Source organism: Flavobacterium sp. MMS24-S5, from assembly GCF_050320125.1.
Lineage (GTDB): Bacteria > Bacteroidota > Bacteroidia > Flavobacteriales > Flavobacteriaceae > Flavobacterium > Flavobacterium tyrosinilyticum.
Genome location: NZ_CP190016.1, coordinates 4,936,461 through 4,958,138, shown reverse-complemented (window position 1 = coordinate 4,958,138; position 21,678 = coordinate 4,936,461). Strand labels below are relative to the sequence as shown.

Here is a 21,678-nt window from a genome sequence, read left to right as displayed (position 1 = left end):
AGAGAATTAAAAAGATTAAAAAAAAAAATCTGCTAAATCTGTAAAATCTGCGGGAAATAAAAATTATTCAGCAAGCAAATTAAACTCAAAGCTTTGCGAACTTTTTCACGCATGCATTAAGCCTTCAAATAAAAAAACTTCGCGCGCTTTGCGTTAAAAAAAATGCGTTTAGATAGACACGGTTATTTTTTTGCCACAGATTAAGAGAATTAAAAAGATTTAAAAAAAAAATCTGCTAAATCTGTAAAATCTGCGGGAAATAAAAATTATTCAGCAAGCAAATTAAACTCAAAGCTTTGCGAACTTTTTCACGCATGCATTAAGTCTTCAAAATAAAAAAAAACTTTGCGAACTTTGCGTTAAAAAATACAGACAGATTTAAGCATTCATTCTCTTCAATTCCAAAGCATTCAAAATACCGGCTTCACTTGCTGTATTATTAAAGTATACAAATCCTTTTTTGGAATGAATTTGGTGATTTACTTGCTGTAATTCTTCTGTAGAATAACTGGAGTAAAATAATTTCGGAACTCCATGAAATCGCACATAAAGCAGTGGAAAATCTTTAAAAATAGTTTTAGGAAGATTAGGATGGCTTACACTGCAAAATGTAATATTATTTTCTTTGAACATATTCCAAACCTCATCATTCCACCAGCTTTCGTGACGAAATTCGACCACATTTTTAAAATTATAATCCAAACTATTGATTATGGTTTCTAATTTTTCTTGGCTAAAAACATAACTCGGCGGAAATTGAAACAAAACAGCTGCAAGTTTTTCTTTCATACCTACTTTACAGACCTGATAAAAGTCATTAAGCAGACCTTCACATTCTTGCAGTTTTTTGATATGGGTAATTTCTTTTGGCACTTTAATCGAAAACTTGAAAGATTCAGGCGTTTTACTGTACCAATTTTGAAAGATTCTTACTGTTGGAAATTTATAAAAACTTCCATTAAATTCGTAAGTATCAAAATGATGGCAATAAAAATCAAACCATTGCTTTGAAGGCAGATTTTGTGGATAAAAAATATTCTTCCAAAAACTGTTATAAAAACTTGAACATCCTATTATTACTTGATTTTTCATTTGTATAGTTGTTGACAATTGGTGCAGAAAAAGCTTCTGCGTTTACGATCTCCCGTCTGTTTTTTTCAAACGGCAGATTACATCGTAAGCAAATACTTTTGGTATAAGCTTCCCAATGTTGTTTCAGTTCGAATTTCTTTTTCCAGTATAAAAATTCAAAACTGTAAATAGAACATTCGGCTATGAGCTGGCTTATAAGATGAGGCGGAATCTTCTCTACAATCGACTCTGGATGAACATAACAGCGGTACAAAACCTCATTTTTTATGATATTGCCCACTCCAGAAAAAATATCCTGATCTAATAGTACATCGCAGATCATTTTATCTTCCATTTTGTCTACACTGGTTTTTGCCTTCTTCGGATTCCAATTTTCATTCATCACATCAACCCTCCAATCATAATGAGAATTGATATCACCTTCTAAGATTTTAACTGAGCAGGTGTAGAAATTAATTTCGCCCTTATCAAAAACTAAACTCAGTCTGGGTTTTGAAGTTTTGCGTTCGTTAACGCGGTAGGTTCCGAACATCAGCAGGTGAATTTTTACCGTAAAAGAATCAAAACAGATTAAAAAGTGCTTTCCCCAAGTTTTAAAGGCAAGAATCGTTTTATCCTTCAGTCGTGAAATATCAATATGAGTGTTTCCAGATACAGAAATTATTTTCTGTCCAGTAAATTGTTGCACTTCTTCTTTTAAGATTACTATAGACGGACCTTCGGGCATATACTGTATTTTTTATTCAACTAAAAAAGTGCAGTTTTAGAACTGCACTTTTATTTCATTTCTTAAACTGCTATTCAATTTCGGCAGCTTCAAGATTCACTGCATTTACAGCGACTTCTGTAAGGGTTTTATCGGCTCCTTTTTCTTCATCGAGTGTTTGTTCCAATAAAGTTGCTGCTTCTGGCAAACCAAGCGTTTCTGCAAATTGTCTTAAAGTACCGTAAGTGGCAATTTCGTAATGCTCAATTTTCTGACTTGCCGCAATAATTCCTGCGTCACGCACTACTCCAAGCTCTGTTTCTTCTAGCATTCCTTTGGCTTCTTCAATTAAACCTTCCATGGCATCGCATTTTTTTGCCGTTGCTTTTTTGCCAATAATTTTAAATACCTCTTCCAAACGGACAATTTGTTCTTCTGTTTCGGTTAAATGATTATCTATTGCATCTTTCAATTCAACAGAAGAAGCATTTTTAACCATTACAGGCAAGGCTTTTAGAAGTGCTTTCTCCGCCCAATAAATGTCTTTTAATCCGTCTTCAAATAATTCTGTTAATCCTGAAGCGGCGTTAGACTTCGGCTTCGTAACTCCTCTCGGTGTAGTTTCTTTTGCAGCAAGCTGCATTTTTACTATCTGTAGTTTTCATGGTAATAGTTTTTATGATTAATATAATGGTAAAATTACTGCCTGTGCTATGAGACTGGTTATATGATTACAAGTTAAAATTCCATTCTAAACATCTGTTAATTATAGAATTACACTAAATAATTTTATAATATATTCCGTCAACTTCATGCTAGCTTTGTATATATAATCATTAAAAAACAGCGATCATGAATACTATAGATAAAAACAACAGCACGAATAAGGATTTCAAAAATCATTTCTCAAATGATAGAAACTTGGCAGAAGATCTAGATGATGTTAAAAAACCCGACAATGATAATCGTGAGATTGCAGAGCGAGGTTATACAGTAAGAAACGGCTACAATCCGAACAGGCCAAATCCAGATCAAGAAGATTTTGTAAGTGATGATGATTTGGACGATCTAAACGATGATTTTCATACTGACAGAGATCTAGAAGATAACAACGACGATGTTTATGAAGTTGAACTGGAAGATGATAATTATGTAGAAGAAAATGACGAATTTGATAATCCTTCCGATTTAAAAGAAGACGAATACGACTTTAACGAAACCGAAGATGTTTTGGAAGACATTGATGATGAAGACGACGATGATGACGATGAAGACGAGTACATCGAAGAGGATATTGATGAAGAAGATGATACTGATTATATCGAAGACGATGTTCAGGAAGATAAGGATGATGAAAGGTATCCAGAAAATGATCCGCGAAGATTGTAATAGTTCATTCTACAAAAATAAAAACCGTCTCGTTAAAGAACAACGAGACGTTTTTTTTGAGTCTAAAACTTAACTACTTAATCTCCAATAATTTTCAATACTGGAATATCGTCCATTCGGGCTAAACGCTCGGCTAACCCGGCTCTTGCTTCATTAAGCTCTTGCTCAGCTTTCCCTAATTCTATATACCATTTTTCTTTACCGACTGGCGATGACTCTATTTTTCTAATAATTTCATAAATCTCACCCTCCGCTTCCATTACTTTTAGTCTTTTATAATAAGTCAGACTTTCGGTCATGTGTGCAAGCGCAATCATAGCGGTCAAAAACGGATGGTTATTGGTCACATTTACATCTTTTACCCTACCGTGTTCCAACTCTACTTTTAATGCAAAAGCGAATTCTTCCATATTAAAAGCTTCATGTTTGCTTTTCGGATCCAGATAAGCTTTTATTGCATGAACATTATTCATTGTAGAAAGATCAACATCGGTGTGATTCTTATCATTTAAATCTTTAAAAACCACATTTGCAATAGCTCGTGCTTCTGCAGTTGTCGGATCATTTTCAGAATTTTCAAAATCACGTACTGACCAATCCCAATCTTTAGGATGAACAGGTTTTATATACTTTTCGCAAAAATCTGTCACATCATTCTTTAGGCTTACCATTTCATCTTCTCTTTTAATATAAACATCCTGGTAAGCACCGCTTTTTGTTCCCATGACTTGGCTTTTTTTATTGAAACCACAAACGACACATTTACTAAATGAAATGTGTCGTTTTTGATTTGTTTGTATTTACTGATACTTCTTCTATACTCTTGTTGATCTTCCGCTTATTAAGGAAATAACAAAAAGAACTAAAAATATAAAGAATAAAATTTTTGCTATACTAGCAGCTCCAGCGGCAATTCCACCGAAACCAAATATTCCCGCCACTATGGCTAGAATAATAAAAGTGACTGTCCAACGTAACATAATAATAGTTTTTTAGTTAATAATGATTTTGTTTGTACTTCAAACTTTTGAAACTTTTGGGAGAGATGCTCCAACTCTTTTTATTGACATGATGCTTCTAGATTGATCTCATAATTCTGAATCAATTCCGAGAATGCACTTTCTGTTTTTGTAAAATATTTTTTCGTGCTTCTGCTTTTTTTGACCTTATCAAAATACTCCTGAATAGAGCCATCTTCATAAGTCGAAATCAAAAGCGGATGAACGTAATAATCTTTGCATACTTTTCTGGTGTTTCCGAGCGCTTCGGCTGTCAGATCAAAAGCAGTTATAATATTCTGCTTGATTTCTTTTTCATCTGAAGTCACTCCTATTTCCATTAGGCTTTCAAAGAAAATAATAGAGGCTGCCCAAGTTCTAAAATCTTTTGCGCTAAAATATTCTCCCGATATATTATGCAAATATTCATTGACCATATGACTGTCCAGTACTTTTTTCTCTCCGTTTTTATCGTAATATTTAAAAACTTCCCAGCCTGGAATTTCTTCGCAACGGCTCACCAGTTTGATTAATTGTCTGTTTCGGGTCGTAATGGTATGCTGTTTCCCTTTTTTGCCAACAAATTCAAATCGGAGCGAATTTTTATTGATATTAATATGACGTTTTCTAAGAGTTGAAAGTCCGTACGATTTGTTGTCTTTGGCATATTTCTCATTTCCGATTCGAATATGTGTTTCTTCCATTAATCGAATAACCAAAGCTGTTACTTTTTCTTTAGACCATTCCTTCTGTTCCAGATCTAGATCAACTTGCTTTCTAATTGCTGGAAGTTTAAATCCAAATTCAGCAATTTTATAAAACTTGGTCTGATTTCGAATCAAATTCCATTTTGGATGATAACGATATTGTTTTCTATTTTTAAGATCAGTTCCTACGGCTTGTAAATGTCCATTTGTAATATCGGTAATACGAACATTTTCCCAAGCTGGCGGAAGTACCAGACTATTAATGCGTTTAATTTCATGTTTGCTTTTTACATTCTTTCCGTTCTTTTTATAAACGAAATTTTCTCCTTCGCGACAGCGTACAATTGTCAATTGATAATCATTGATGTATTCCAAATCTAGTTTTTCAATTACTAAATGTGGTGCTTTTATCAGCTGATTCATTAAGATTTCTTTTTTGGCTGTGGCGTTCATGATATTGCTATTTTTATCGCATTAATGTTTTGTTTTAAATTTTAGTTATTTCTTAAAGACTCAATCAAGGCTTTTTTATTCATATAAGATCTTCCTTTTATGCCAACTTTACTGGCTTGTTTCAGAAGTTCCTCTTTTGTCCATTCGTCATACGGTTTAGCTTTTCCACCTTTCTTCCCCGCATCTGGAGTATTGGCAATACGAGCCGATTTTTCTTTGCTGTATCCTTTTTTTACCAATGCTTCATATTGCTCTTCATTCTTAATTCTTGGATTTGGCATGACTTTAATTTTTTAATATTATTTCTAAAAATCTGATAAGTCAAAGTTCTTCAAAAAGTAAGATCATTCTGTTATACAATTTTTGCAGGAAATTTCATTTTTGTGGGATGGGAATTGTGAAAGTGGAAATGTAAATTTTCTTTTTTTTTTATGAAATGTGAAATGTGGAATGTGAAATGAAAAAAAAAATCCCAACTCTTTTGGAGTTGGGATTTTGATTATTTTAAAAATTTAAGGATATTAATCTTCTTTTTTATAAGATATTTTTATTGACTGATCTTCTTTTGCTCCATCCCAATAGACATATTTTTGCACATTTTTTATACCTGCCAAATCTTTTTCAAAGTTATTTTGATAGCTAACAGCCACCTCACCTTTTTCAGCATATTCATTAAATAATATATTCCCAATATATAAAATCTCACCTTTATTTACTTTAAAGGGAATCGAAAAACCTCCCAATCCACTATTTTTTTGAAGTATTGCAAAACCACTATTAGAAAAAAGTCGAATTCCAGTTATTTCATTTTCTCCTTCTGGTCTTTCAATTGCAAAAAGATAAGTAAGTCCATTATCTAACTCTCCCTTGTGTCTCATTTTAAAAATTTGAGCTGGACTAATATGAACTTCTTTAAAATTTTTTCTTGCAGTTTTTTCATCTGCAGCTTTATAACTAATCTGAATAAAATACTCATTAAAATGTGCTTTTTCTTTTGGAAATGTAATTGATCCGAAGATTAGTCCTTTATCTGTTTTATTTGGAATAAAAGTTAATTGCTGAGCCGTTAGTTTTGAAAATGTTACAACACATAAAAAAGTAAATATTGACAAGAATAAATTTCGAATCATAAAATAGTTGATTTTAAAGTTTTTGATATTATTTTTTTTTTAGGTTCAAATATATAATTTTTAATAAATCAATCTCCTTCTTATAATTATTTAAAATTATGATTTTTTAAGTAAACCTTAATCCTACAACAATCTCTAAAAATCCTGTAAGCCCCCATTATATGTTCTTAATAACTTCATTTTTATAATATTATAAAATAATTAATCACATTTAATCTTTTTGTAATCCTGTGTTTTATCGTCATATTCCATACAGGTCTTTTTAATCAAAACCATTTTATTATTGACCACTTTATATTCAGTTCTTTCTACGCTTCTTCCAGCGCAACACTGATTATGCTCGTAAATTCTTTTTGTTTTGTTGTCAAATTCTAAAGAAGTTCCGCTAAAACCGCTTTCAAAATATTTTCCTGTTTTTGGATTATAAAGAAAATATATTCTTGAAGTATTTGGACCTGCATAACTAGATTCGAAAACAGAAAACTCTTCAAATCCATCAAAATTATAATCGCCTACATTTATATTATGCAATCCCCAAAGTTGGCATTCTATATCAACCTTCTGAATTAATTTATCGGTCTTTTTTTCAATAATTTTTATTCCAGAAACCGTAGATGAACCTTTTTCTTTCAAAATAACCAATTTAAAATATTTGTCTTTTAAAGAAACGGGTTGTAGAATTTCTCTTTCTGTCCATTCTTCTCCATTATTATAATTAAGGTCAAACTCTTTTATCAGACTGATTTTAAGTTCTTTTCCGGAATTTAAATCTTTCCAAATTCCATTTAATTGATCACTTTCAGAACTATAATTTTCAAAACTCAATTTCGCGGTTTCTTTATCATTTTTATCTTTTTCTGTAAATACTAAAGTTTTGCCATTTAATTTAGCATTTAAGACAATTGGAGTGTCATAATTGGAATAAGCATAAATTGCCGTTCCTTGTCCATCAGAATAGATATCGGTTACAAACTCGATTGGGTATTTATCAATAAAACCTTTATAACTGATTTGAGCTGATACAAAAGCTGTAGCTAAAAGAAATAGAATTGTAATTTTTTGTTTCATGAATAATCTTTTTACTTCTTAATATACAAACATACATTTTCTAATTATATAAAAGCATCCAAATCCTATAACAATCTCTCAAAATCCTGTAAGACATTCCTGTATGTTCTTAATAATTTTACATCATAACATTTAAACTATTAAAATCATGAAAAAGTTATTATTAGCCGGAAAAGCCATTTTAGGAGCAGGACTTATTATATTATTCCTTCAATCTTGCAAAAACGAAACTAAACAAGAAGATCCAAAAGAAGTTGCAGAAGATGCAAATGAAGCGAAATTTGATTCTATTGACAGCAAAGAAGATGATTCTGAATTTTTAGTAGATCAAGCTGAAATTAATTTAGCTGAAATCGAAATCGGTAAACTGGCACAAACAAAAAGTACAAACCCTGAAGTGAAAAAATTTGGTAAAATGCTTGTTGATGAGCACACTAAATCGGCTTCTGAAGTGAGTGCTTTAGCAAAGGCGAAAAACTTTACTCTACCAACTTCTCTAACTGAAGAAGGTCAAGAGGAATACAATAAACTAAACGAAAAAACGGGAGTTGATTTCGATAAAAAATTTGCAGACATGATGATTGATGGTCACGAAAAAGCGATCAAAAAACTTCAAGATGCAACAAAAGATGCCGTTGACCAAGATGTAAAAACTTGGGCTTCTAACAATATTGCAGGTTTAACAGCGCATTTAGAGCACGCTAAATTGCTAAAACAAAACCTAGACAAAAAGTAAAAATGAGTTAAGACGCTAAGATTCTAAGGTCCTGAGATTCTAAGTTAAATTATCTAAGAACCTCAAATCTTTGCTAAAAAAACCCCTCAAGAGTTGAATTGCTTGAGGGGTTTGTTTTTTTTTTAGATTCTAAGATGCTAAGTTTCTGAGATACTAAGTTTTCTGTTAGTTGCTTAGTAACTTAGCATCTTAGAATCTTAGAATCTCAGAATCTCAGAAACTTAGAATCTTAGCATCTCAGAAACTTACTTTCCAGCTATCTTCTGCAGATGTTCTGGGTATCTTGATCCTTCAATTGTTATTTTTGAAGCTGCATGTTCGATTTCTGCTAGATCTTGGGCTGAGAGCACTAAATCTGTTGCGCCAAGGTTTTCTTCCAAACGATGCAGTTTGGTTGTTCCTGGAATTGGTGCAATCCAAAGTTTTTGAGCCAAAATCCATGCAAGCGCTACTTGTGCGTTTGTTGCTCCTTTATCAGAAGCAATTTTAGATAATAAATCTACCAAAGCTTGATTTACTTTTCGGGCTTCTGGTGTGAAACGCGGAAGTGTATTTCTAAAATCTGTACTATCAAATTGCGTGTTTTCATCAATTTTAGCCGTTAGAAAACCTCTTCCTAGCGGACTAAATGGCACGAAACCAATTCCTAATTCTTCTAATAGCGGAAAAATTTCTTCTTCTGGAGTTCTCCACCAAAGAGAATACTCACTTTGAAGTGCTGTTACAGGCTGAACCGCATGTGCACGTCGAATACTTTCTACGCCTGCTTCTGAAAGTCCAAAATGTTTTACTTTTCCTTCCTGAATCAAATCCTTTATAGTTCCTGCAACGTCTTCCATGGGAACATTTGGATCAACACGATGCTGGTAATACAAATCGATTACCTCGGTGTTTAATCTTTTTAAGGAACCTTCAATGCTTTTTCTAATCCATTCTGGACGGCTGTCTAACCCTTTTTTAGAATCGCCTTCCAAAAAACCAAATTTTGTGGCAATTATAACTTTATCGCGAAAAGGCGATAATGCCTCTCCCAATAACTCTTCGTTCAAAAATGGTCCGTAACATTCTGCCGTATCAAAAAAGGTAATTCCTTTTTCGTAAGCAGAGCGTAATAAACTTATCATTTCTTTTTTATCATGGGCTGGCCCGTAGCCAAAACTCATTCCCATGCAGCCCAGTCCCAACGTGGAGACTTCTAAGCTGCTATTTCCTAGTTTACGTGTTTGCATGTTTTTTTTTAAAGTTTCTAAGATGCTGAGACGCTAAGGTTCTAAGTTTTCTTTACTTTGTCTTTAAATCTCGGTTACTTTTTTAAAGTTTCTGTGATGCTGAGATACTAAGGTTCTAAATTTTCTTTATTTTGAGCTAAATCTCTGCATCCTGTTTTATCACTATCTAAATTAACCAAGATTCTAAGCACTAAAGAGAAAACTTAGCATCTTAGAACCTTAGCAACTTAGTATCTTATTTAAGTGACTCCATATCAATTACAAAACGGTATTTAACATCTCCTTTTAGTAATCTTTCGTAGGCATCATTAACATCATTCACACCGATTACTTCTACGTCTGATGTGATATTATGTTCGGCACAGAAGTCTAACATTTCCTGAGTTTCAGCGATTCCCCCTATTAGAGATCCTGAGAAACTTCTTCTTCCTAAAATAAGACTGAAAGAAGTTACAGGAAGCGGATCCATTGGCGCTCCAACTAAAGTTAATGTTCCATCTACTTTCAATAAATTTAAATACGAATCAATACTGTGTTCTGCAGAAACGCAATCTAAAATGAAGTTTAAACTTCTAGCGTGTGCTGCCATCTGCGCTTCATCTGTAGACAATACAACCTCATCTGCTCCAAGACGTTTTGCGTCTTCTGTTTTAGATAAAGATGTAGTAAAAACCACTACATGAGCACCCATAGCTTTTGCTATTTTTATTCCCATATGGCCAAGACCGCCAATACCTACAATTCCAACTTTTTGACCACGACCAACTTTCCAATGTTTTAATGGTGAATAAGTCGTAATTCCTGCACACAATAATGGTGCAACAGCAGAAAGTTCTAGTTTATCTGAAATATGCAGTACAAAGCTCTCATCAACTACAATACTTTGAGAGTAACCTCCATAAGTTTGTCCTCCTAAGTGTTTGTCAGGCGAATTAAATGTTTGAATATTTCCTTCATCACAAAATTGCTCTAAATCATTTTTACAGTGTTCACATTCTCTACAAGAATCAACCAAACATCCCACTCCTGCCAAATCGCCAACTTTAAAACCTTTTACGTGATCTCCAACTTTTGTTACACGACCTACAATTTCATGTCCAGGAACAATTGGATAAATTGTGCCATGCCATTCATTTCTAGCTGAGTGTAAATCTGAATGACAGATTCCGCAATACAAAATTTCGATTTCTACATCGTGTGCCTGTACTGCTCTTCTATGAATATCTAGGGTCTTTAACGGTGCTTCGGCAGCTTCGGTACCAAAGGCTTTAATGTTTTTTGTTTCCATAATTTATTTGTTGTTTTTTGTTTCAGGTTTCAGGTTTTAAAAACTGTTGAAAAAAGGCATAGAGAGTCTACCAAATCATATTGATTTACAAATAGTTATATAAATTTCGATTATTTTTAGCTAATCAAAAAATATAATCTGTTATAAATCAGTAAAATCTGCGTAAAAAAAACTTAGAATCTCAGAATCTCAGAATCTCAGAATCTTAGCATCTTACAATCTAGCATCTTTCAAAAGAATAATATTCTTCATCAGTAACGCTTTCCAGCCAAGTTCCATGACCTTTATCTATTTCTGTTACAATGGTAATATGAGAATATTTTGTCGTTGGTGTTGCTCCGTACCAATGCTCAATTCCAGGTAAAACCGTGATTACTTTGCCTTTTTCGATAAGATTAATTTGTCCGCCTCTTTCTTGGTAATAGCCAACTCCATCTGTTACAATGATCAACTGCAGGCTAGCGTTACTGTGCCAATTACTTCTTGCTCCGGGTTCAAAAGAAATATCTTTGATAACAGTATTTTCAGGATGAATTTCGCTTGTCTGCTTTTTATATGACACTTCGCCTGTCATATAAGTATTTGGAATTTTACCTTCTTCGGTTACGGCAGTGAAATGTGTCGACATAATTTCGTTGTTTTTAGGTTAATAATTAATTTTAAAATTCTTATAAGCTTATTTGAATGAAATAATCAGTACATCGAATCTCTTGTTAGAAGGAGATTTTAATTTTAATACTTTAAAAAATTTATATTTTTCTATTATCAAAATTTAAAACTAAATGCAAAGCTGAGCATGCTTTTGTGAAGTGTTATTTAGTCATTAAAAAAACTGATACAAAGATTCGTTGTTTATTTCAGGGCAAATGTAGTGCAATACTATAATGCCGAAATAACAATATTCAAACAAAAAATTAAGAAATTGAAACAATTTACATTCGAAGCGATTTCGGAACCGTTCCTGTAAGTCTTTTAAAATAATTATTGAAATAACTCGGATATTCAAATCCAAGCGAATAACCAATATCAGAAATACTCCAGTCTGTGTGCTGCAATAGAGCTTTTGCTTCGTTAATGACTCTTTCTGTAATGTGCGCTGTAGTTGGTCTTCCTGTAACTTCTTTTACGGAACGATTTAAATGATTTACGTGAACAGAAAGGCTCTGCGCGTAATCTTGTGGTGTTTTTAAAGCTAAAGGCTGATCTTTGGTTTCTATTGGAAATTGTCTTTCTAATAATTCTAAAAACAAAGAAGTAATTCTCGAAGAAGCATTTTTATGTTTAAAGAAGTTCTCTGAAGGTTGCATTTTCATTGATTCATGAATAATCAAATTGACATAACTGCGCATTAAATCGTCTTTGAAAGCATAATCGGTTTCGTATTCTTCGATCATTTTTTGGAATAATGAATCGATAAACACCTTTTGTTCAGGAGTTAAAGTAAAAATTGGAGTTCCTCCTATTTTAAACAAAGGCGATTCCTGAAGTGTTTCAGAACGGTCTTTGGTTTTAAAAAATTCTTCGGTAAAAACGCAGGCATAACCTTCGAATTTCTCAGAAATAGTTTCCCAAGAATATGGAATAATCGGATTCCCGAAAAACAGAATCGTTCCGTCGGTTTCTATTCCCCGGTCGGCGTATTGTATGATGCTTTTACTGGTATTAATACAGATTTTATAAAAGTCTCTTCGGCTATAAACGGGAACTTTACTGAAATCTCCATTTATAGGATAAACTTTAAAACCTTTCATCTTCAAATCTGAAGTGAAATCGCAATTCTGTATTTCTGTTTGATTATTCATTTTGCAAAGTTATGAAAATCAAACATTATTCTTTTGTTAATTTTTTGTTTCAGGTTTCAGGTTTCAGGTTTTTGGAATTAAACGCGAAGAGCGCGAAGAATTACGCAAGGTTCGCTAAGTTTTTTTTTGAGATAGAAATGCTCGCAAAGACGCTAAGGCGCAAAGTTTTCTTTTAATTGCCTCCAGCTTTAGCTGGAGGTTTAAAGAGTTAAGTCGAAAAAGGCTTTAGCCAAACTGCGAATAGTTTGGCTAAAGCCTTTTTTAACTATATTATTTTTACATCCAGCTAAAGCTAGATGCAATTCATACATTCAAATTAAAAAGGAAAACTTTGCGCCTTAGCGTCTTTGCGAGATTTTATTTTTTTTAGCGTCCTTTGCGTAAATCTTAGCGTGCCTTGCAGTTAAAAAAACTACTTCACCACAATCACACCATTCTTTAATCCTTTCCCAGAAGCAGATAAAACCACTTCTTTGGCGTTTTCTTCTTTTTGAATGATAATTTGAGCATAGCCATTAAAAAGCTTTCTCTTCCAAGATTCTGCTGGTGTAATTACTTGAATAATTCCTGGATTTGTATTCATAACATCCCAATCTTTTACTTTTTGTAAAGGCGTTGCTGCAATGTGAATGGTGTTTTTTCCTTCTTTTAAAATAGCCGAATTCAAAACATATTTTTGAGAATCTTCTTTACTTGGCTCAACTTTATTTCCGTTCACGAAAACCACAGTTTCAACTCCTATTTTTTTGTAAAAGAAACTCACAACATTTGAAGCGGAGTTGTTCTTCAAATCAAATTCTCCTTTATAAATATAAGATGGCGCTTGCTTTTTATAATCACGATCTTTAAATGCTTCTATCCACTGGTTTTCTGAATAATTAGACAATTCCTGAGGCAGAGAGGCAGTTGTTGCTTTTTGCTCCATAAAATTACTTATAGCAACCAAAGCAATATTATCAATAAATTGATCGCTTTCTAATGAAGTTGGATCTCCGTTTCCTACTCCTAAAATTCTACCGCCTTTGATCGAAAACATAATTTCATCGTTTGCTGTCGGAACGTGCAAGCCATTTTTATCTGTAGTTTCAACCGTTAAAACAGAAACATTTCCTTTCAATACATTTTCTTTATCTAAAGAAAGTTTAATATTTTCTGCTTTTCCAGTGGTTTTCTGAACATCAGAAAGTATTTTTTTACCGTATTTATATCCAACAGCTTCCAAAGTTCCTGGAGTATACTTTACTTTCCATTCTAAATGGCTATTTTGCTCCATTTTCTTTTTACCTAAGCTCTTTTTGTTAAGGAAAAGCTCTACCTCATCACAATTGGAATACGCCCAAACATCAATTTCTTTGCCTTCCATTCCACTCCAATTCCAATGTGGCAATACATGCAAAACGGGTTCTTTTCCCCACCAAGATTTCAAATAGAAAACATTGTCTTTCGGGAAACCGCAAACATCCATCATTCCGAAATAGGAAGTTACCGATGGCCAGCCATAAGGCGTTGGCTCTCCGCGGTAATCAAAACCTGTCCAGATAAACATTCCTGCCAAATAAGGTCGTTCAGCATAAAACTTCCAGCCTTCTTCTATACTATAAAAAGTTGGTCGAGGCTTTTTATCATAAGCACTTTGATAATGCTTGGCATCATCTGTAAAATAAATGCCTCGAGTTGCAAAAGTCGAACCTTCCTCGGTTCCCATTCCTGGCTGTTGTTTAAACTGATTTCTATGCGCATCAATATCTCCGTTTCCGAGATAATTATATCCCATAATTTCTACAACAGAAGAGATTCCGCTTTTAAATCCGCTGCTGATTCCTACTGTAACAGGTCTTGTTGGATCGATACTTTTACTAAAATCCTGCATGATATTGGTAATTCTTTCACCCGTAATTCCTCCCTCAATCTGCCATTCTTCATTTCCAACTGACCAGCAGAAAATACTCGGATGATTTCGGTCACGCTCCATCATTCGCTGTAAATCATTCAAATGATACTCATTGATTCCCATTAAACGAGTTTCGTCAATAACCAGCATTCCTAATTTATCGCAAGCATCCAGCAATTCAGGCGTTGGCGGATGATGTGAACAGCGATAAGCATTCGAACCCATTGCTTTCAGTTTTGCAATTCTATAATACTGAATTTCATCTGGAAGTGCTGTTCCAATTCCCGCGTGATCCTGATGATTGTTTGTTCCTTTCAGTTTTACCTGTTTTCCGTTAAGGAAAAAACCATTTTCTGGATTAAATTCAATCGTTCTAATTCCAAAAGAGGTTTTATAGCTGTCAATTACTTCTCCATCCTTTTTTATTTCAGTAATTAACTGATATAAATTAGGCGAATCAATATCCCACAAAAGCGGATTTTTGACATTCAATTTTGATGAATAAGCATTTGTTTTATAAAACTCTGGAGCTGCAACATTTTCAGAATTTGTAGCAACCTGTTTTCCAGAAGCGTCCAAAATAATTTGATTTATTTCTACATTACCTTTAAAATGACCTTTGTTTTCCAATTTAACTTCTGCAGTAATTAAAGCATTATCCTTTGAAATTTCTGATGTAACATAAGTTCCATTTTGCTTCACATGAAGTGGATTTGTTTTCTGAAGATAAACATGTCTATAAATTCCGGCACCTTCATAAAACCAGCCTTCTTCCATCGAAGCATCTACACGCACTACAATTGTATTTTCTCCTCCATAATTAACATAAGCCGACACATCATATTCAAAACCATTATAACCGCTTTCTTCGGTTCCTAAATAAAATCCGTTAAAAAAGACTTTTGAATTTCTAAAAACACCATCAAATTTCAGAGAAATAATTTTCCCTAAATCTTCATTCGGAATATTTATTTTTTTTCGGTACCAGCCAATACTTTTCTCTGGGAAATTTTTGCCTGCTGATTTGAATCCGTGGCTGAAACTGGCATTTTCGCTAAAAGATTGTTCAACTGCCCAGTCATGCGGCAAATCCAATCTTCTCCAAGCACGATCATCAAATCCAGAAGCTGCTGGCCCATCGCCAAATCCTGTTTTGGTTAAATACGAAAAATAACCTTCTGCATGACCGAAATCTCTTTTGGTATCGTATTGATGACCAAATGAAAAGCTCCAATCTTTATCGATTAAAACAAGCGCTCTCCCTGATCTATTTTGTGCTAGTAAATGGAATGAACATAGAAGAAAAAAACAGAAAATTGTTTTTTGGACGAAAGTGGTTTTCATAAGTTTGGTTTGTTAGTAAAATCAGATAGCGATAAAAATAAAGTTTTTAGAGAAGAAACATTAATAGTATTTTATCAAAATATGATAACTCATTCATAACAAATGTTTCTAGAATAGACTTTCAAAATTTAGAATGAATCTAATGGCTTCAGATTCAAAAATTATTTTCTTTTAATGTAATTTTATATTGAAATCTTAAAAAGCAATTCTACTATGAGTACTATTATGAATGAAAATAGACTCCAAACGACTTTCAAAAACCTTGATCATAAGATTAATAAACTTAATGATCAAAAGATTGTAGCTTTTTTTGAATCTTTAGGATTATTAGAAAGAAAAGACGTTCCGAAGGACTTTTTGAACTGGGAAAATATATTAATTGTGGTTCCCAATCGACATGTTTCTCACGAACTGAAATACTATAAATATACCATTTCAAGAATTTCATTCTTAACAAATCCTTACGCAGATCAAATTCATATTTTTGATCTCAAAGATTGGAAAAGCGCATCGGGAAACAAAACGCAGTTTCAAATAAGAGAAATGCTGAAAACGAGTTTTGGAGGTGTAAAAAAAGTGATTAAAGAGTCTTAGAAATTAAAAGCCCAATATATTATCGATTGGGCTTTTTTGTTTTTAACCGCAAAGAGCGCTAAGGTTTACGCTAAGCACGCTAAGAATTTAAAAACTTTGCGAACCTTGCGTAAACCTTAGCGCTCTTTCCGGTTAAAGAAAATCTTACTGAACCTCTAAAAGCTCTTTAATTTTAGCCTCTAAAGCTGTTCCGTGAATGTTTTTTGCTAAAATAATTCCGTTTTTATCAATTAAAAAATTCAATGGAATAGATTGTAGCATATAATCTCCAATAACTGGAGATTGCCAGTATTTTAAATCACTCACATTTGTCCAAGGCAGTTTTGCTTTTGCGATAGCTCCTGTCCATAATGGCTTTTTGGTATCCATAGAAACTCCGTAAATTGATAGTTTGTCTGGATACGCATTGTGCAATTTTATTAATAGAGGCTGCTCTTTAATGCAAGGTCCGCACCAAGAAGCCCAAAAGTCTACTAAAACTAAAGTTCCTCTTAAAGAAGAAAGTGCAACTTTCTCTCCTTTTGTATCCGGAAGATCAATTTCTGGAGCAATATCTCCAACATCTACGCCTACAACTTGAGCTTTAGAACTGGTAATTACACAACATAAAAATGCTACGATAAGTAAAGTTTTTTTCATAATAGATTAAGTTTTGTTTATTCGAGGATCGTTTTAATCTCGCAAAGTCGCAGAGTCGCAAAATTTTTAGTTATAGCAATTGAATTGCCTCCAGCTTTAGTTGGAGGTTCATAAATACAAACTCACAAGGCTTTAGCCAAATCTATATTTTTGGCTAAAGCCTTTTTTATAACCTCCTTATTACCTCCAGCTAAAGCTGGAGGCAATTCAAAAAATACCATTGCGACTCTGCGACTTTGCGAGATTAATACATTAGCAAATATAAATTTTCTTTATTAAAATCTTCTTCATTTGTCCTCCCCAATCATAAAATTATCCTAAATATTTTTCTGCAAATCCGTATATCGGGAAAAGTCGATATATTTGTATCATGGAAACGATAGAAATTTTTAAAGCATTATCGAACAAATCCAGATTGCAAATGCTGGAATGGTTAAAAGAGCCCGAAATCAATTTTCCGGGACAGCTTGAACATGCCGGATTTGAGCATGGTGTCTGCGTTGGGCAGATTCAAGCCAAAGCTGGTTTGACACAATCCACAGTATCCGAATACCTGTCTATTTTACAGCGCGCTGGTTTTATCGAGGCCAAACGTGTTGGACAATGGACTTATTATAAACGTAACGAAGGTGCCTTTGAAGCACTCAGTAAATTAATTCAATCTAATTTGTAAAATTACTATGAGTACAAACAACCTATTTTCAGAATTTAATCTAAAATCATTAAATCTGAAAAACCGAATCGTAATGGCGCCAATGACGCGCTCTTTCTCTCCTAACGGAGTTCCAACTGATGAAGTCGCAGCTTACTACCAAAAAAGAGCTGAAGGCGAAGTTGGTTTAATTTTATCTGAAGGAACTGTTATTGACAGAAAATCTTCTTCTAATGATGCTAATGTTCCTCACTTTTATGGCGATTTAGCTTTAAACGGATGGAAAAAAGTGATTGACGAAGTTCACACTGCAGGCGGAAAAATGGGTCCGCAAATTTGGCACATGGGAATTATGGACAACCATCATTCTGGATGGGTTCCGCCAGTTCCGTTTGAAGGTCCGTCTGGATTAAACCGTCCTGATTTTAGAAATGGTGTTGCCATGACTGAAAAAGATATTGAAGATACTATTCTTGCTTTTGGAAAAGCTGCTGCTGATGCAAAAAGATTAGGCTTTGACACTATTGAAATTCACGGAGCACACGGTTATTTAATTGACCAATTCTTTAGAGCTGAAACCAATTTGCGTGAAGATATTTATGGAGGAAAAACACTTCCTGAGCGTAATCGTTTTGCTATTGAAGTAATTAAAGAAGTGAGAAAGCAAGTTGGAAATGACTTTGCTGTGATTATGCGTTTTTCTCAATTTAAACCTTCTGATTATAATTATAAACTGGCTAAGAATCCACAGGAATTAGAAGCTTGGCTTACTCCTCTTGTTGATGCTGGTGTTGATATTATTCACGCTTCGCAACGTCGTTTCTGGGAACCAGAATTTGAAGGTTCTGATTTAAACTTTGCTGGATGGGCTAAAAAAGTAACGGGAGCGCCAACTATCACAGTAGGTTCTGTTGGACTTTCTGGTGATTTCTTTGGTGCATTTGCAGGAGAAAGTTCGCAACCGACTTCTTTAGAAGAATTAAACAGACGTTTCGACAGAGGTGATTTTGATTTGGTTGCCGTTGGAAGACCTCTTTTATCAGATCCGAATTGGGTTGCTAAAATCAAAGCAGGAAAAACTGAAGAATTAAAAGGCTTTACTAAAGAAGCTTTAGGGCAATTGGTTTTAGAATAATTTTTTTAAGATACAAAGTTACAAAGGTTCAAAGGGACAGAGTTTTTCCTTTGAACCTTTTTTATTTTCTAAAATACTAAGGGATAAATAGAATATTTATCTTTTCTTTTATTGTAAATCATCGTCATCACCATCCGAATTAAAAAAATCATTTGGATTAAATGGAATATCCTCATCTGGATCTTTATCATGTGCATTTACACCAGGCGGATTAAATAATCCCCAACTGTCTTTTATATAATTCCAAACATCAAAACTCGCCACCCAATCAATAAATAAAAAGCGAAATTCTTCAATTGTATTTCGTAACAGATAAATATAATCAGTATCTGTAATTCCATCCTCGTAACGAAGACTTCCTGCTTGCACATATAATTCTCTTGCCGCTTTTCTAATAATTGCAGCATTTTCCATTCTTAGATCATACAAGTCACCAGCTTCTGCTCCAGCGATTTTAGCGGGAATAATCATAGCATTCTCCAACATAAATCGAACGATTGTTTCTTGCAGGAATTCATTCTCAGCTGGGATAATATGAACTAAACCTTCCGTTAACTTCAAAATCTGCTCTGCCTTTTGAAAAATGGGCATTTTGTGCGTTTCATCTAATCTTGACATTTCAAAATCATTTTAATCATTTAATCTGTGACTATTCTTTATTCTAAACTTAATAAATTTTCTTTTATAATCTAAAAAAGAAAGGGACAAACCATTAAAGTTTATCCCTTTCTACATTTGCAACTAACAAAAATTACAAACTCTAAAAAACTCATTATGCCTCTATTGGCTTTTTCTTTTGAAACTTATTTACAAGCCAATTTCTAACTGGTTCGTCGTATAATTTTAAACATACAAAAGCTAGAATGATACTTACGATTAATACGCCGATTCCTTCCAAATAGCCATTTTCCATCGAAACTTTATTGTCTACAACCCATGCTGTAAACCAATAAATTAAGGGATAATGTGTAATATAAATTGGGTATGAAATATCTCCGAGAAGTTTGCAAATCTTAAGTGAAAACTCATTTTTAATTTCTCCTCCTGCTCCAATTGCCACAATAATTGGGAAAATAAAAATAATACAGATTGATTCGTATAATCCATTGATCCAAAGACTGTTTTCGTCTCCAAGTCTTGGCAATGCTAAAACAATTGTGATTAAAATGCTGCAAACCCAAAAAGCATTTTTTACATGAATTAATTTTCCTAAACGGCATAATAAAACTCCAGCAAAAAACGGGTATAATAAACGAGTGAAACCAACATTCATTTGTTCCCAATTCAATGACCAGCCGCCGATTACATCTCCTTTTGGTCCAAAAACAGTATAATTAATTAACAGTCCGGCAAATATCAATACAAAAACCGACATTACTTTATTCGAAAATTTACGAAAGATTAAGGCGTACAAGATGTTTGCAATATATTCGAAAAAAAGGACCATGCCGGACCATTTAAAGGATGCATTTCTCCCCAGCCTCTAATTTCTAATGAAGGCGGAATTGGCAATAAAGTAAAACCGATTACCATCGTCAAAATAACTTTCCAAACTTCCATACCTCCAATCATTGGAAACAATATATCTGAAGCTTGAAAGTAGTAAAATATGGCCCCAATAATCATCCCCATGATTACCATTGGCTGTAAACGGATCAATCGGCGTTTGTAAAACTCCCATTGTCCCATTTTCCCCCAACGATCATCATACGCATATGCGACAACAAATCCAGATAAAAGGAAAAAGAAATCAACAGCAAGATATCCGTGATTTATAATTTGTACAAAACGATTTCCGCCTGCGAAAGCTTCAAAAATATGAAAAGCAACTACCAAAATAGCCGCAACGCCACGCAGTCCGTCAAGAATTTCGTAATGTTTTTTTGGTTTAATATCAGATGAAATTGAACTCATTTGTTTTTGGTTTAAGTTAGGTTAGGTTTTAATTGTAGATTTTAGATTTTCTGCAATCTTAAAATTCAAAAATTAAGTTTGGAATTTGAAATTTTTAAATTGAAATTTAATCTACTGGTGGTTTTTCAGCCATTCCGCTCTTCTCTGATCTGGTAAATGTTTTACCGTGAAGTTTTCGAAGTTAGCTTCAAAACCTTTTCCGTCTGGAGAAGCGGCCATTAAACCAACCATAACTGGCGTGTTGTCTTGTAAAGGCGCATTTCTAGTCAAGATATAATTTTTATCATCAAAAGAATAGAATATTTCGACAGCATCTAATCGTCGAACGGCTTTAATCCAAATAAAAGGAGGCACTTTTTCTAAAGTTGTTACGCTCCAATCACTTTTCTCGTGTGTTACAACGGTGCTTATATTAAATCTTCCATCAACAAACTCTACTCCTGTTTTAATATAATTTTTTTCGTCAATGCGAATCATTAACCCCATTTGGTCAAAACGCGCAATGTAGTTTCCAGTCAATTTTACTTTTGCTTCAAATTCGCCCCCATAATTACCAAAGTAAAAAGGTGCATCATCAACTGTAAATCCGTAGTGTGAAATTCTCCAATAATCGCTGTTTGCGGTCACACTCATAATTAAAGCGTTGTTTTTAATTTCCCATTTTTCAGGTTCATTAAACCATTGCATTTTATTCAGTGTCTGTGCTGAAATATTTTTCGCAAAAAATAAAGTCAATATTGCAATCGTAATTTTTTTCATATTGTTTCTTTTTTTTACCATTAAGATATTAAGAAAATTAAGTTTGACTTAATGAATCTAATCTTAATGCTTAAATATTAAGAAAATAAAGCTTCTCTTTATATTTCTTAATGTCTTAATGGTGATTTTTTTAACCAAAAGCAAAGCTGCAA

Annotated in this window: 22 protein-coding genes and 1 pseudogene; 5 read left to right on the top strand and 18 right to left on the bottom strand. The window is 33.5% G+C overall.

Annotation, left to right across the window (positions count from 1 at the left end; translation table 11 throughout):
* Positions 1–378 precede the first annotated feature (378 nt).
* The 3 genes from ACPWTF_RS22850 to ACPWTF_RS22840 form a co-directional block, all read right to left on the bottom strand.
* The gene (locus tag ACPWTF_RS22850; RefSeq protein ID WP_427873290.1) at positions 379–1,092 is read right to left on the bottom strand and encodes a DUF72 domain-containing protein; all 714 of its coding nucleotides are present in this window, start codon (positions 1,090–1,092) and stop codon (positions 379–381) included.
* The gene (locus ACPWTF_RS22845; RefSeq protein WP_427873288.1) at positions 1,052–1,819 is read right to left on the bottom strand and encodes a DNA-formamidopyrimidine glycosylase family protein; all 768 of its coding nucleotides are present in this window, start codon (positions 1,817–1,819) and stop codon (positions 1,052–1,054) included. The genes ACPWTF_RS22850 and ACPWTF_RS22845 overlap by 41 nt, the downstream gene beginning before the upstream one ends.
* Before the next feature lie 70 nt (positions 1,820–1,889).
* On the bottom strand, positions 1,890–2,441 hold the full coding sequence (locus tag ACPWTF_RS22840; protein WP_427873286.1) for a ferritin-like domain-containing protein: 552 nt from the start codon (positions 2,439–2,441) through the stop codon (positions 1,890–1,892).
* Between the two features lie 209 nt (positions 2,442–2,650).
* Between ACPWTF_RS22840 and ACPWTF_RS22835 the strand changes: the two genes are divergently transcribed.
* Positions 2,651–3,187 carry a hypothetical protein gene (locus ACPWTF_RS22835; protein WP_427873285.1) on the top strand — a complete coding sequence of 179 codons (537 nt, stop codon included), beginning with the start codon at positions 2,651–2,653 and terminating at the stop codon, positions 3,185–3,187.
* Positions 3,188–3,264: 77 nt separating this feature from the next.
* Here ACPWTF_RS22835 and ACPWTF_RS22830 read toward each other — a convergent pair whose 3' ends face one another.
* The 6 genes from ACPWTF_RS22830 to ACPWTF_RS22805 all read right to left on the bottom strand — a co-directional run bounded on the left by ACPWTF_RS22830 (position 3,265) and on the right by ACPWTF_RS22805 (position 7,543).
* On the bottom strand, positions 3,265–3,912 hold the full coding sequence (locus ACPWTF_RS22830; RefSeq protein ID WP_427873284.1) for a DUF5661 family protein: 648 nt from the start codon (positions 3,910–3,912) through the stop codon (positions 3,265–3,267).
* A gap of 90 nt (positions 3,913–4,002) precedes the next feature.
* On the bottom strand, positions 4,003–4,167 hold the full coding sequence (locus ACPWTF_RS22825) for a DUF1328 domain-containing protein (protein WP_008463190.1): 165 nt from the start codon (positions 4,165–4,167) through the stop codon (positions 4,003–4,005).
* A gap of 80 nt (positions 4,168–4,247) precedes the next feature.
* Positions 4,248–5,345: a DNA topoisomerase IB gene (locus ACPWTF_RS22820; protein ID WP_427873282.1), complete on the bottom strand. Its 1,098-nt coding sequence runs from the start codon at positions 5,343–5,345 to the stop codon at positions 4,248–4,250.
* 41 nt (positions 5,346–5,386) lie between these two features.
* Entirely contained in the window at positions 5,387–5,626 is a 240-nt protein-coding gene (locus ACPWTF_RS22815) for a DUF7218 family protein (RefSeq protein ID WP_095927614.1), read from the bottom strand.
* Between the two features lie 240 nt (positions 5,627–5,866).
* On the bottom strand, positions 5,867–6,475 hold the full coding sequence (locus ACPWTF_RS22810; RefSeq protein WP_250835759.1) for a hypothetical protein: 609 nt from the start codon (positions 6,473–6,475) through the stop codon (positions 5,867–5,869).
* 201 nt (positions 6,476–6,676) lie between these two features.
* A complete protein-coding gene (locus tag ACPWTF_RS22805) occupies positions 6,677–7,543 on the bottom strand; it encodes an XAC2610-related protein (RefSeq protein ID WP_427873280.1) in 867 nt (288 codons plus the stop codon).
* A gap of 148 nt (positions 7,544–7,691) precedes the next feature.
* Between ACPWTF_RS22805 and ACPWTF_RS22800 the strand changes: the two genes are divergently transcribed.
* Positions 7,692–8,279, top strand: coding sequence for a DUF4142 domain-containing protein (locus ACPWTF_RS22800; RefSeq protein WP_250835757.1), 588 nt, complete (start codon positions 7,692–7,694; stop codon positions 8,277–8,279).
* 245 nt (positions 8,280–8,524) lie between these two features.
* On the opposite strand, the gene ACPWTF_RS22795 is transcribed toward ACPWTF_RS22800, so the two are convergent.
* The 5 genes from ACPWTF_RS22795 to galA all read right to left on the bottom strand — a co-directional run bounded on the left by ACPWTF_RS22795 (position 8,525) and on the right by galA (position 15,833).
* Complete coding sequence (locus ACPWTF_RS22795) at positions 8,525–9,508, bottom strand: aldo/keto reductase (protein ID WP_427873277.1); 984 nt, start codon at positions 9,506–9,508, stop codon at positions 8,525–8,527.
* Between the two features lie 235 nt (positions 9,509–9,743).
* The gene (locus ACPWTF_RS22790) at positions 9,744–10,796 is read right to left on the bottom strand and encodes an NAD(P)-dependent alcohol dehydrogenase (RefSeq protein WP_427873275.1); all 1,053 of its coding nucleotides are present in this window, start codon (positions 10,794–10,796) and stop codon (positions 9,744–9,746) included.
* Positions 10,797–11,016: 220 nt separating this feature from the next.
* The gene (locus ACPWTF_RS22785; protein ID WP_095927619.1) at positions 11,017–11,424 is read right to left on the bottom strand and encodes a cupin domain-containing protein; all 408 of its coding nucleotides are present in this window, start codon (positions 11,422–11,424) and stop codon (positions 11,017–11,019) included.
* A 304-nt stretch (positions 11,425–11,728) separates the two neighbouring features.
* Positions 11,729–12,598, bottom strand: coding sequence for a helix-turn-helix domain-containing protein (locus tag ACPWTF_RS22780; RefSeq protein ID WP_427873273.1), 870 nt, complete (start codon positions 12,596–12,598; stop codon positions 11,729–11,731).
* A 412-nt stretch (positions 12,599–13,010) separates the two neighbouring features.
* Positions 13,011–15,833: a beta-galactosidase GalA gene (gene galA, locus ACPWTF_RS22775; protein WP_427873271.1), complete on the bottom strand. Its 2,823-nt coding sequence runs from the start codon at positions 15,831–15,833 to the stop codon at positions 13,011–13,013.
* Between the two features lie 213 nt (positions 15,834–16,046).
* Here galA and ACPWTF_RS22770 point away from each other — a divergent pair, with 213 nt between their 5' ends.
* Positions 16,047–16,427, top strand: coding sequence for a hypothetical protein (locus ACPWTF_RS22770; RefSeq protein ID WP_095927623.1), 381 nt, complete (start codon positions 16,047–16,049; stop codon positions 16,425–16,427).
* 144 nt (positions 16,428–16,571) lie between these two features.
* On the opposite strand, the gene ACPWTF_RS22765 is transcribed toward ACPWTF_RS22770, so the two are convergent.
* On the bottom strand, positions 16,572–17,066 hold the full coding sequence (locus ACPWTF_RS22765; RefSeq protein ID WP_427873269.1) for a TlpA family protein disulfide reductase: 495 nt from the start codon (positions 17,064–17,066) through the stop codon (positions 16,572–16,574).
* A 370-nt stretch (positions 17,067–17,436) separates the two neighbouring features.
* On the opposite strand from ACPWTF_RS22765, the gene ACPWTF_RS22760 reads away from it, so the two are divergent.
* Positions 17,437–17,739: an ArsR/SmtB family transcription factor gene (locus tag ACPWTF_RS22760; RefSeq protein ID WP_091496855.1), complete on the top strand. Its 303-nt coding sequence runs from the start codon at positions 17,437–17,439 to the stop codon at positions 17,737–17,739.
* Between the two features lie 7 nt (positions 17,740–17,746).
* Positions 17,747–18,853 (top strand): NADH:flavin oxidoreductase, encoded by a 1,107-nt coding sequence (locus tag ACPWTF_RS22755; RefSeq protein WP_427873267.1) that lies wholly within the window; start codon positions 17,747–17,749, stop codon positions 18,851–18,853.
* A gap of 108 nt (positions 18,854–18,961) precedes the next feature.
* Here the strand turns inward: ACPWTF_RS22755 and ACPWTF_RS22750 are convergent, their stop codons facing one another.
* The 3 genes and pseudogenes from ACPWTF_RS22750 to ACPWTF_RS22740 all read right to left on the bottom strand — a co-directional run bounded on the left by ACPWTF_RS22750 (position 18,962) and on the right by ACPWTF_RS22740 (position 21,526).
* Positions 18,962–19,471 carry a hypothetical protein gene (locus tag ACPWTF_RS22750; protein WP_427873265.1) on the bottom strand — a complete coding sequence of 170 codons (510 nt, stop codon included), beginning with the start codon at positions 19,469–19,471 and terminating at the stop codon, positions 18,962–18,964.
* 154 nt (positions 19,472–19,625) lie between these two features.
* Positions 19,626–20,767, bottom strand: a pseudogene (locus ACPWTF_RS22745) (acyltransferase family protein).
* Positions 20,768–20,878: 111 nt separating this feature from the next.
* A complete protein-coding gene (locus ACPWTF_RS22740) occupies positions 20,879–21,526 on the bottom strand; it encodes a DUF1349 domain-containing protein (RefSeq protein WP_427873263.1) in 648 nt (215 codons plus the stop codon).
* Positions 21,527–21,678 lie beyond the last annotated feature (152 nt).

What these genes read in the sequence shown, in the direction of transcription:
- ACPWTF_RS22760 (WP_091496855.1), top strand. Translation starts at nt 17,437, where the DNA reads ATGGAAACGATAGAAATTTTTAAAGCATTATCGAACAAATCCAGATTG.
- ACPWTF_RS22785 (WP_095927619.1), bottom strand. Translation starts at nt 11,424, where the DNA reads ATGTCGACACATTTCACTGCCGTAACCGAAGAAGGTAAAATTCCAAAT.
- ACPWTF_RS22845 (WP_427873288.1), bottom strand. Translation starts at nt 1,819, where the DNA reads ATGCCCGAAGGTCCGTCTATAGTAATCTTAAAAGAAGAAGTGCAACAA.
- ACPWTF_RS22800 (WP_250835757.1), top strand. Translation starts at nt 7,692, where the DNA reads ATGAAAAAGTTATTATTAGCCGGAAAAGCCATTTTAGGAGCAGGACTT.
- ACPWTF_RS22780 (WP_427873273.1), bottom strand. Translation starts at nt 12,598, where the DNA reads ATGAATAATCAAACAGAAATACAGAATTGCGATTTCACTTCAGATTTG.
- ACPWTF_RS22750 (WP_427873265.1), bottom strand. Translation starts at nt 19,471, where the DNA reads ATGTCAAGATTAGATGAAACGCACAAAATGCCCATTTTTCAAAAGGCA.
- ACPWTF_RS22820 (WP_427873282.1), bottom strand. Translation starts at nt 5,345, where the DNA reads ATGAACGCCACAGCCAAAAAAGAAATCTTAATGAATCAGCTGATAAAA.
- ACPWTF_RS22810 (WP_250835759.1), bottom strand. Translation starts at nt 6,475, where the DNA reads ATGATTCGAAATTTATTCTTGTCAATATTTACTTTTTTATGTGTTGTA.
- ACPWTF_RS22830 (WP_427873284.1), bottom strand. Translation starts at nt 3,912, where the DNA reads ATGGGAACAAAAAGCGGTGCTTACCAGGATGTTTATATTAAAAGAGAA.
- ACPWTF_RS22805 (WP_427873280.1), bottom strand. Translation starts at nt 7,543, where the DNA reads ATGAAACAAAAAATTACAATTCTATTTCTTTTAGCTACAGCTTTTGTA.
- ACPWTF_RS22850 (WP_427873290.1), bottom strand. Translation starts at nt 1,092, where the DNA reads ATGAAAAATCAAGTAATAATAGGATGTTCAAGTTTTTATAACAGTTTT.
- galA (WP_427873271.1), bottom strand. Translation starts at nt 15,833, where the DNA reads ATGAAAACCACTTTCGTCCAAAAAACAATTTTCTGTTTTTTTCTTCTA.
- ACPWTF_RS22790 (WP_427873275.1), bottom strand. Translation starts at nt 10,796, where the DNA reads ATGGAAACAAAAAACATTAAAGCCTTTGGTACCGAAGCTGCCGAAGCA.
- ACPWTF_RS22840 (WP_427873286.1), bottom strand. Translation starts at nt 2,441, where the DNA reads ATGCAGCTTGCTGCAAAAGAAACTACACCGAGAGGAGTTACGAAGCCG.
- ACPWTF_RS22815 (WP_095927614.1), bottom strand. Translation starts at nt 5,626, where the DNA reads ATGCCAAATCCAAGAATTAAGAATGAAGAGCAATATGAAGCATTGGTA.
- ACPWTF_RS22770 (WP_095927623.1), top strand. Translation starts at nt 16,047, where the DNA reads ATGAGTACTATTATGAATGAAAATAGACTCCAAACGACTTTCAAAAAC.
- ACPWTF_RS22765 (WP_427873269.1), bottom strand. Translation starts at nt 17,066, where the DNA reads ATGAAAAAAACTTTACTTATCGTAGCATTTTTATGTTGTGTAATTACC.
- ACPWTF_RS22835 (WP_427873285.1), top strand. Translation starts at nt 2,651, where the DNA reads ATGAATACTATAGATAAAAACAACAGCACGAATAAGGATTTCAAAAAT.
- ACPWTF_RS22825 (WP_008463190.1), bottom strand. Translation starts at nt 4,167, where the DNA reads ATGTTACGTTGGACAGTCACTTTTATTATTCTAGCCATAGTGGCGGGA.
- ACPWTF_RS22740 (WP_427873263.1), bottom strand. Translation starts at nt 21,526, where the DNA reads ATGAAAAAAATTACGATTGCAATATTGACTTTATTTTTTGCGAAAAAT.
- ACPWTF_RS22795 (WP_427873277.1), bottom strand. Translation starts at nt 9,508, where the DNA reads ATGCAAACACGTAAACTAGGAAATAGCAGCTTAGAAGTCTCCACGTTG.
- ACPWTF_RS22755 (WP_427873267.1), top strand. Translation starts at nt 17,747, where the DNA reads ATGAGTACAAACAACCTATTTTCAGAATTTAATCTAAAATCATTAAAT.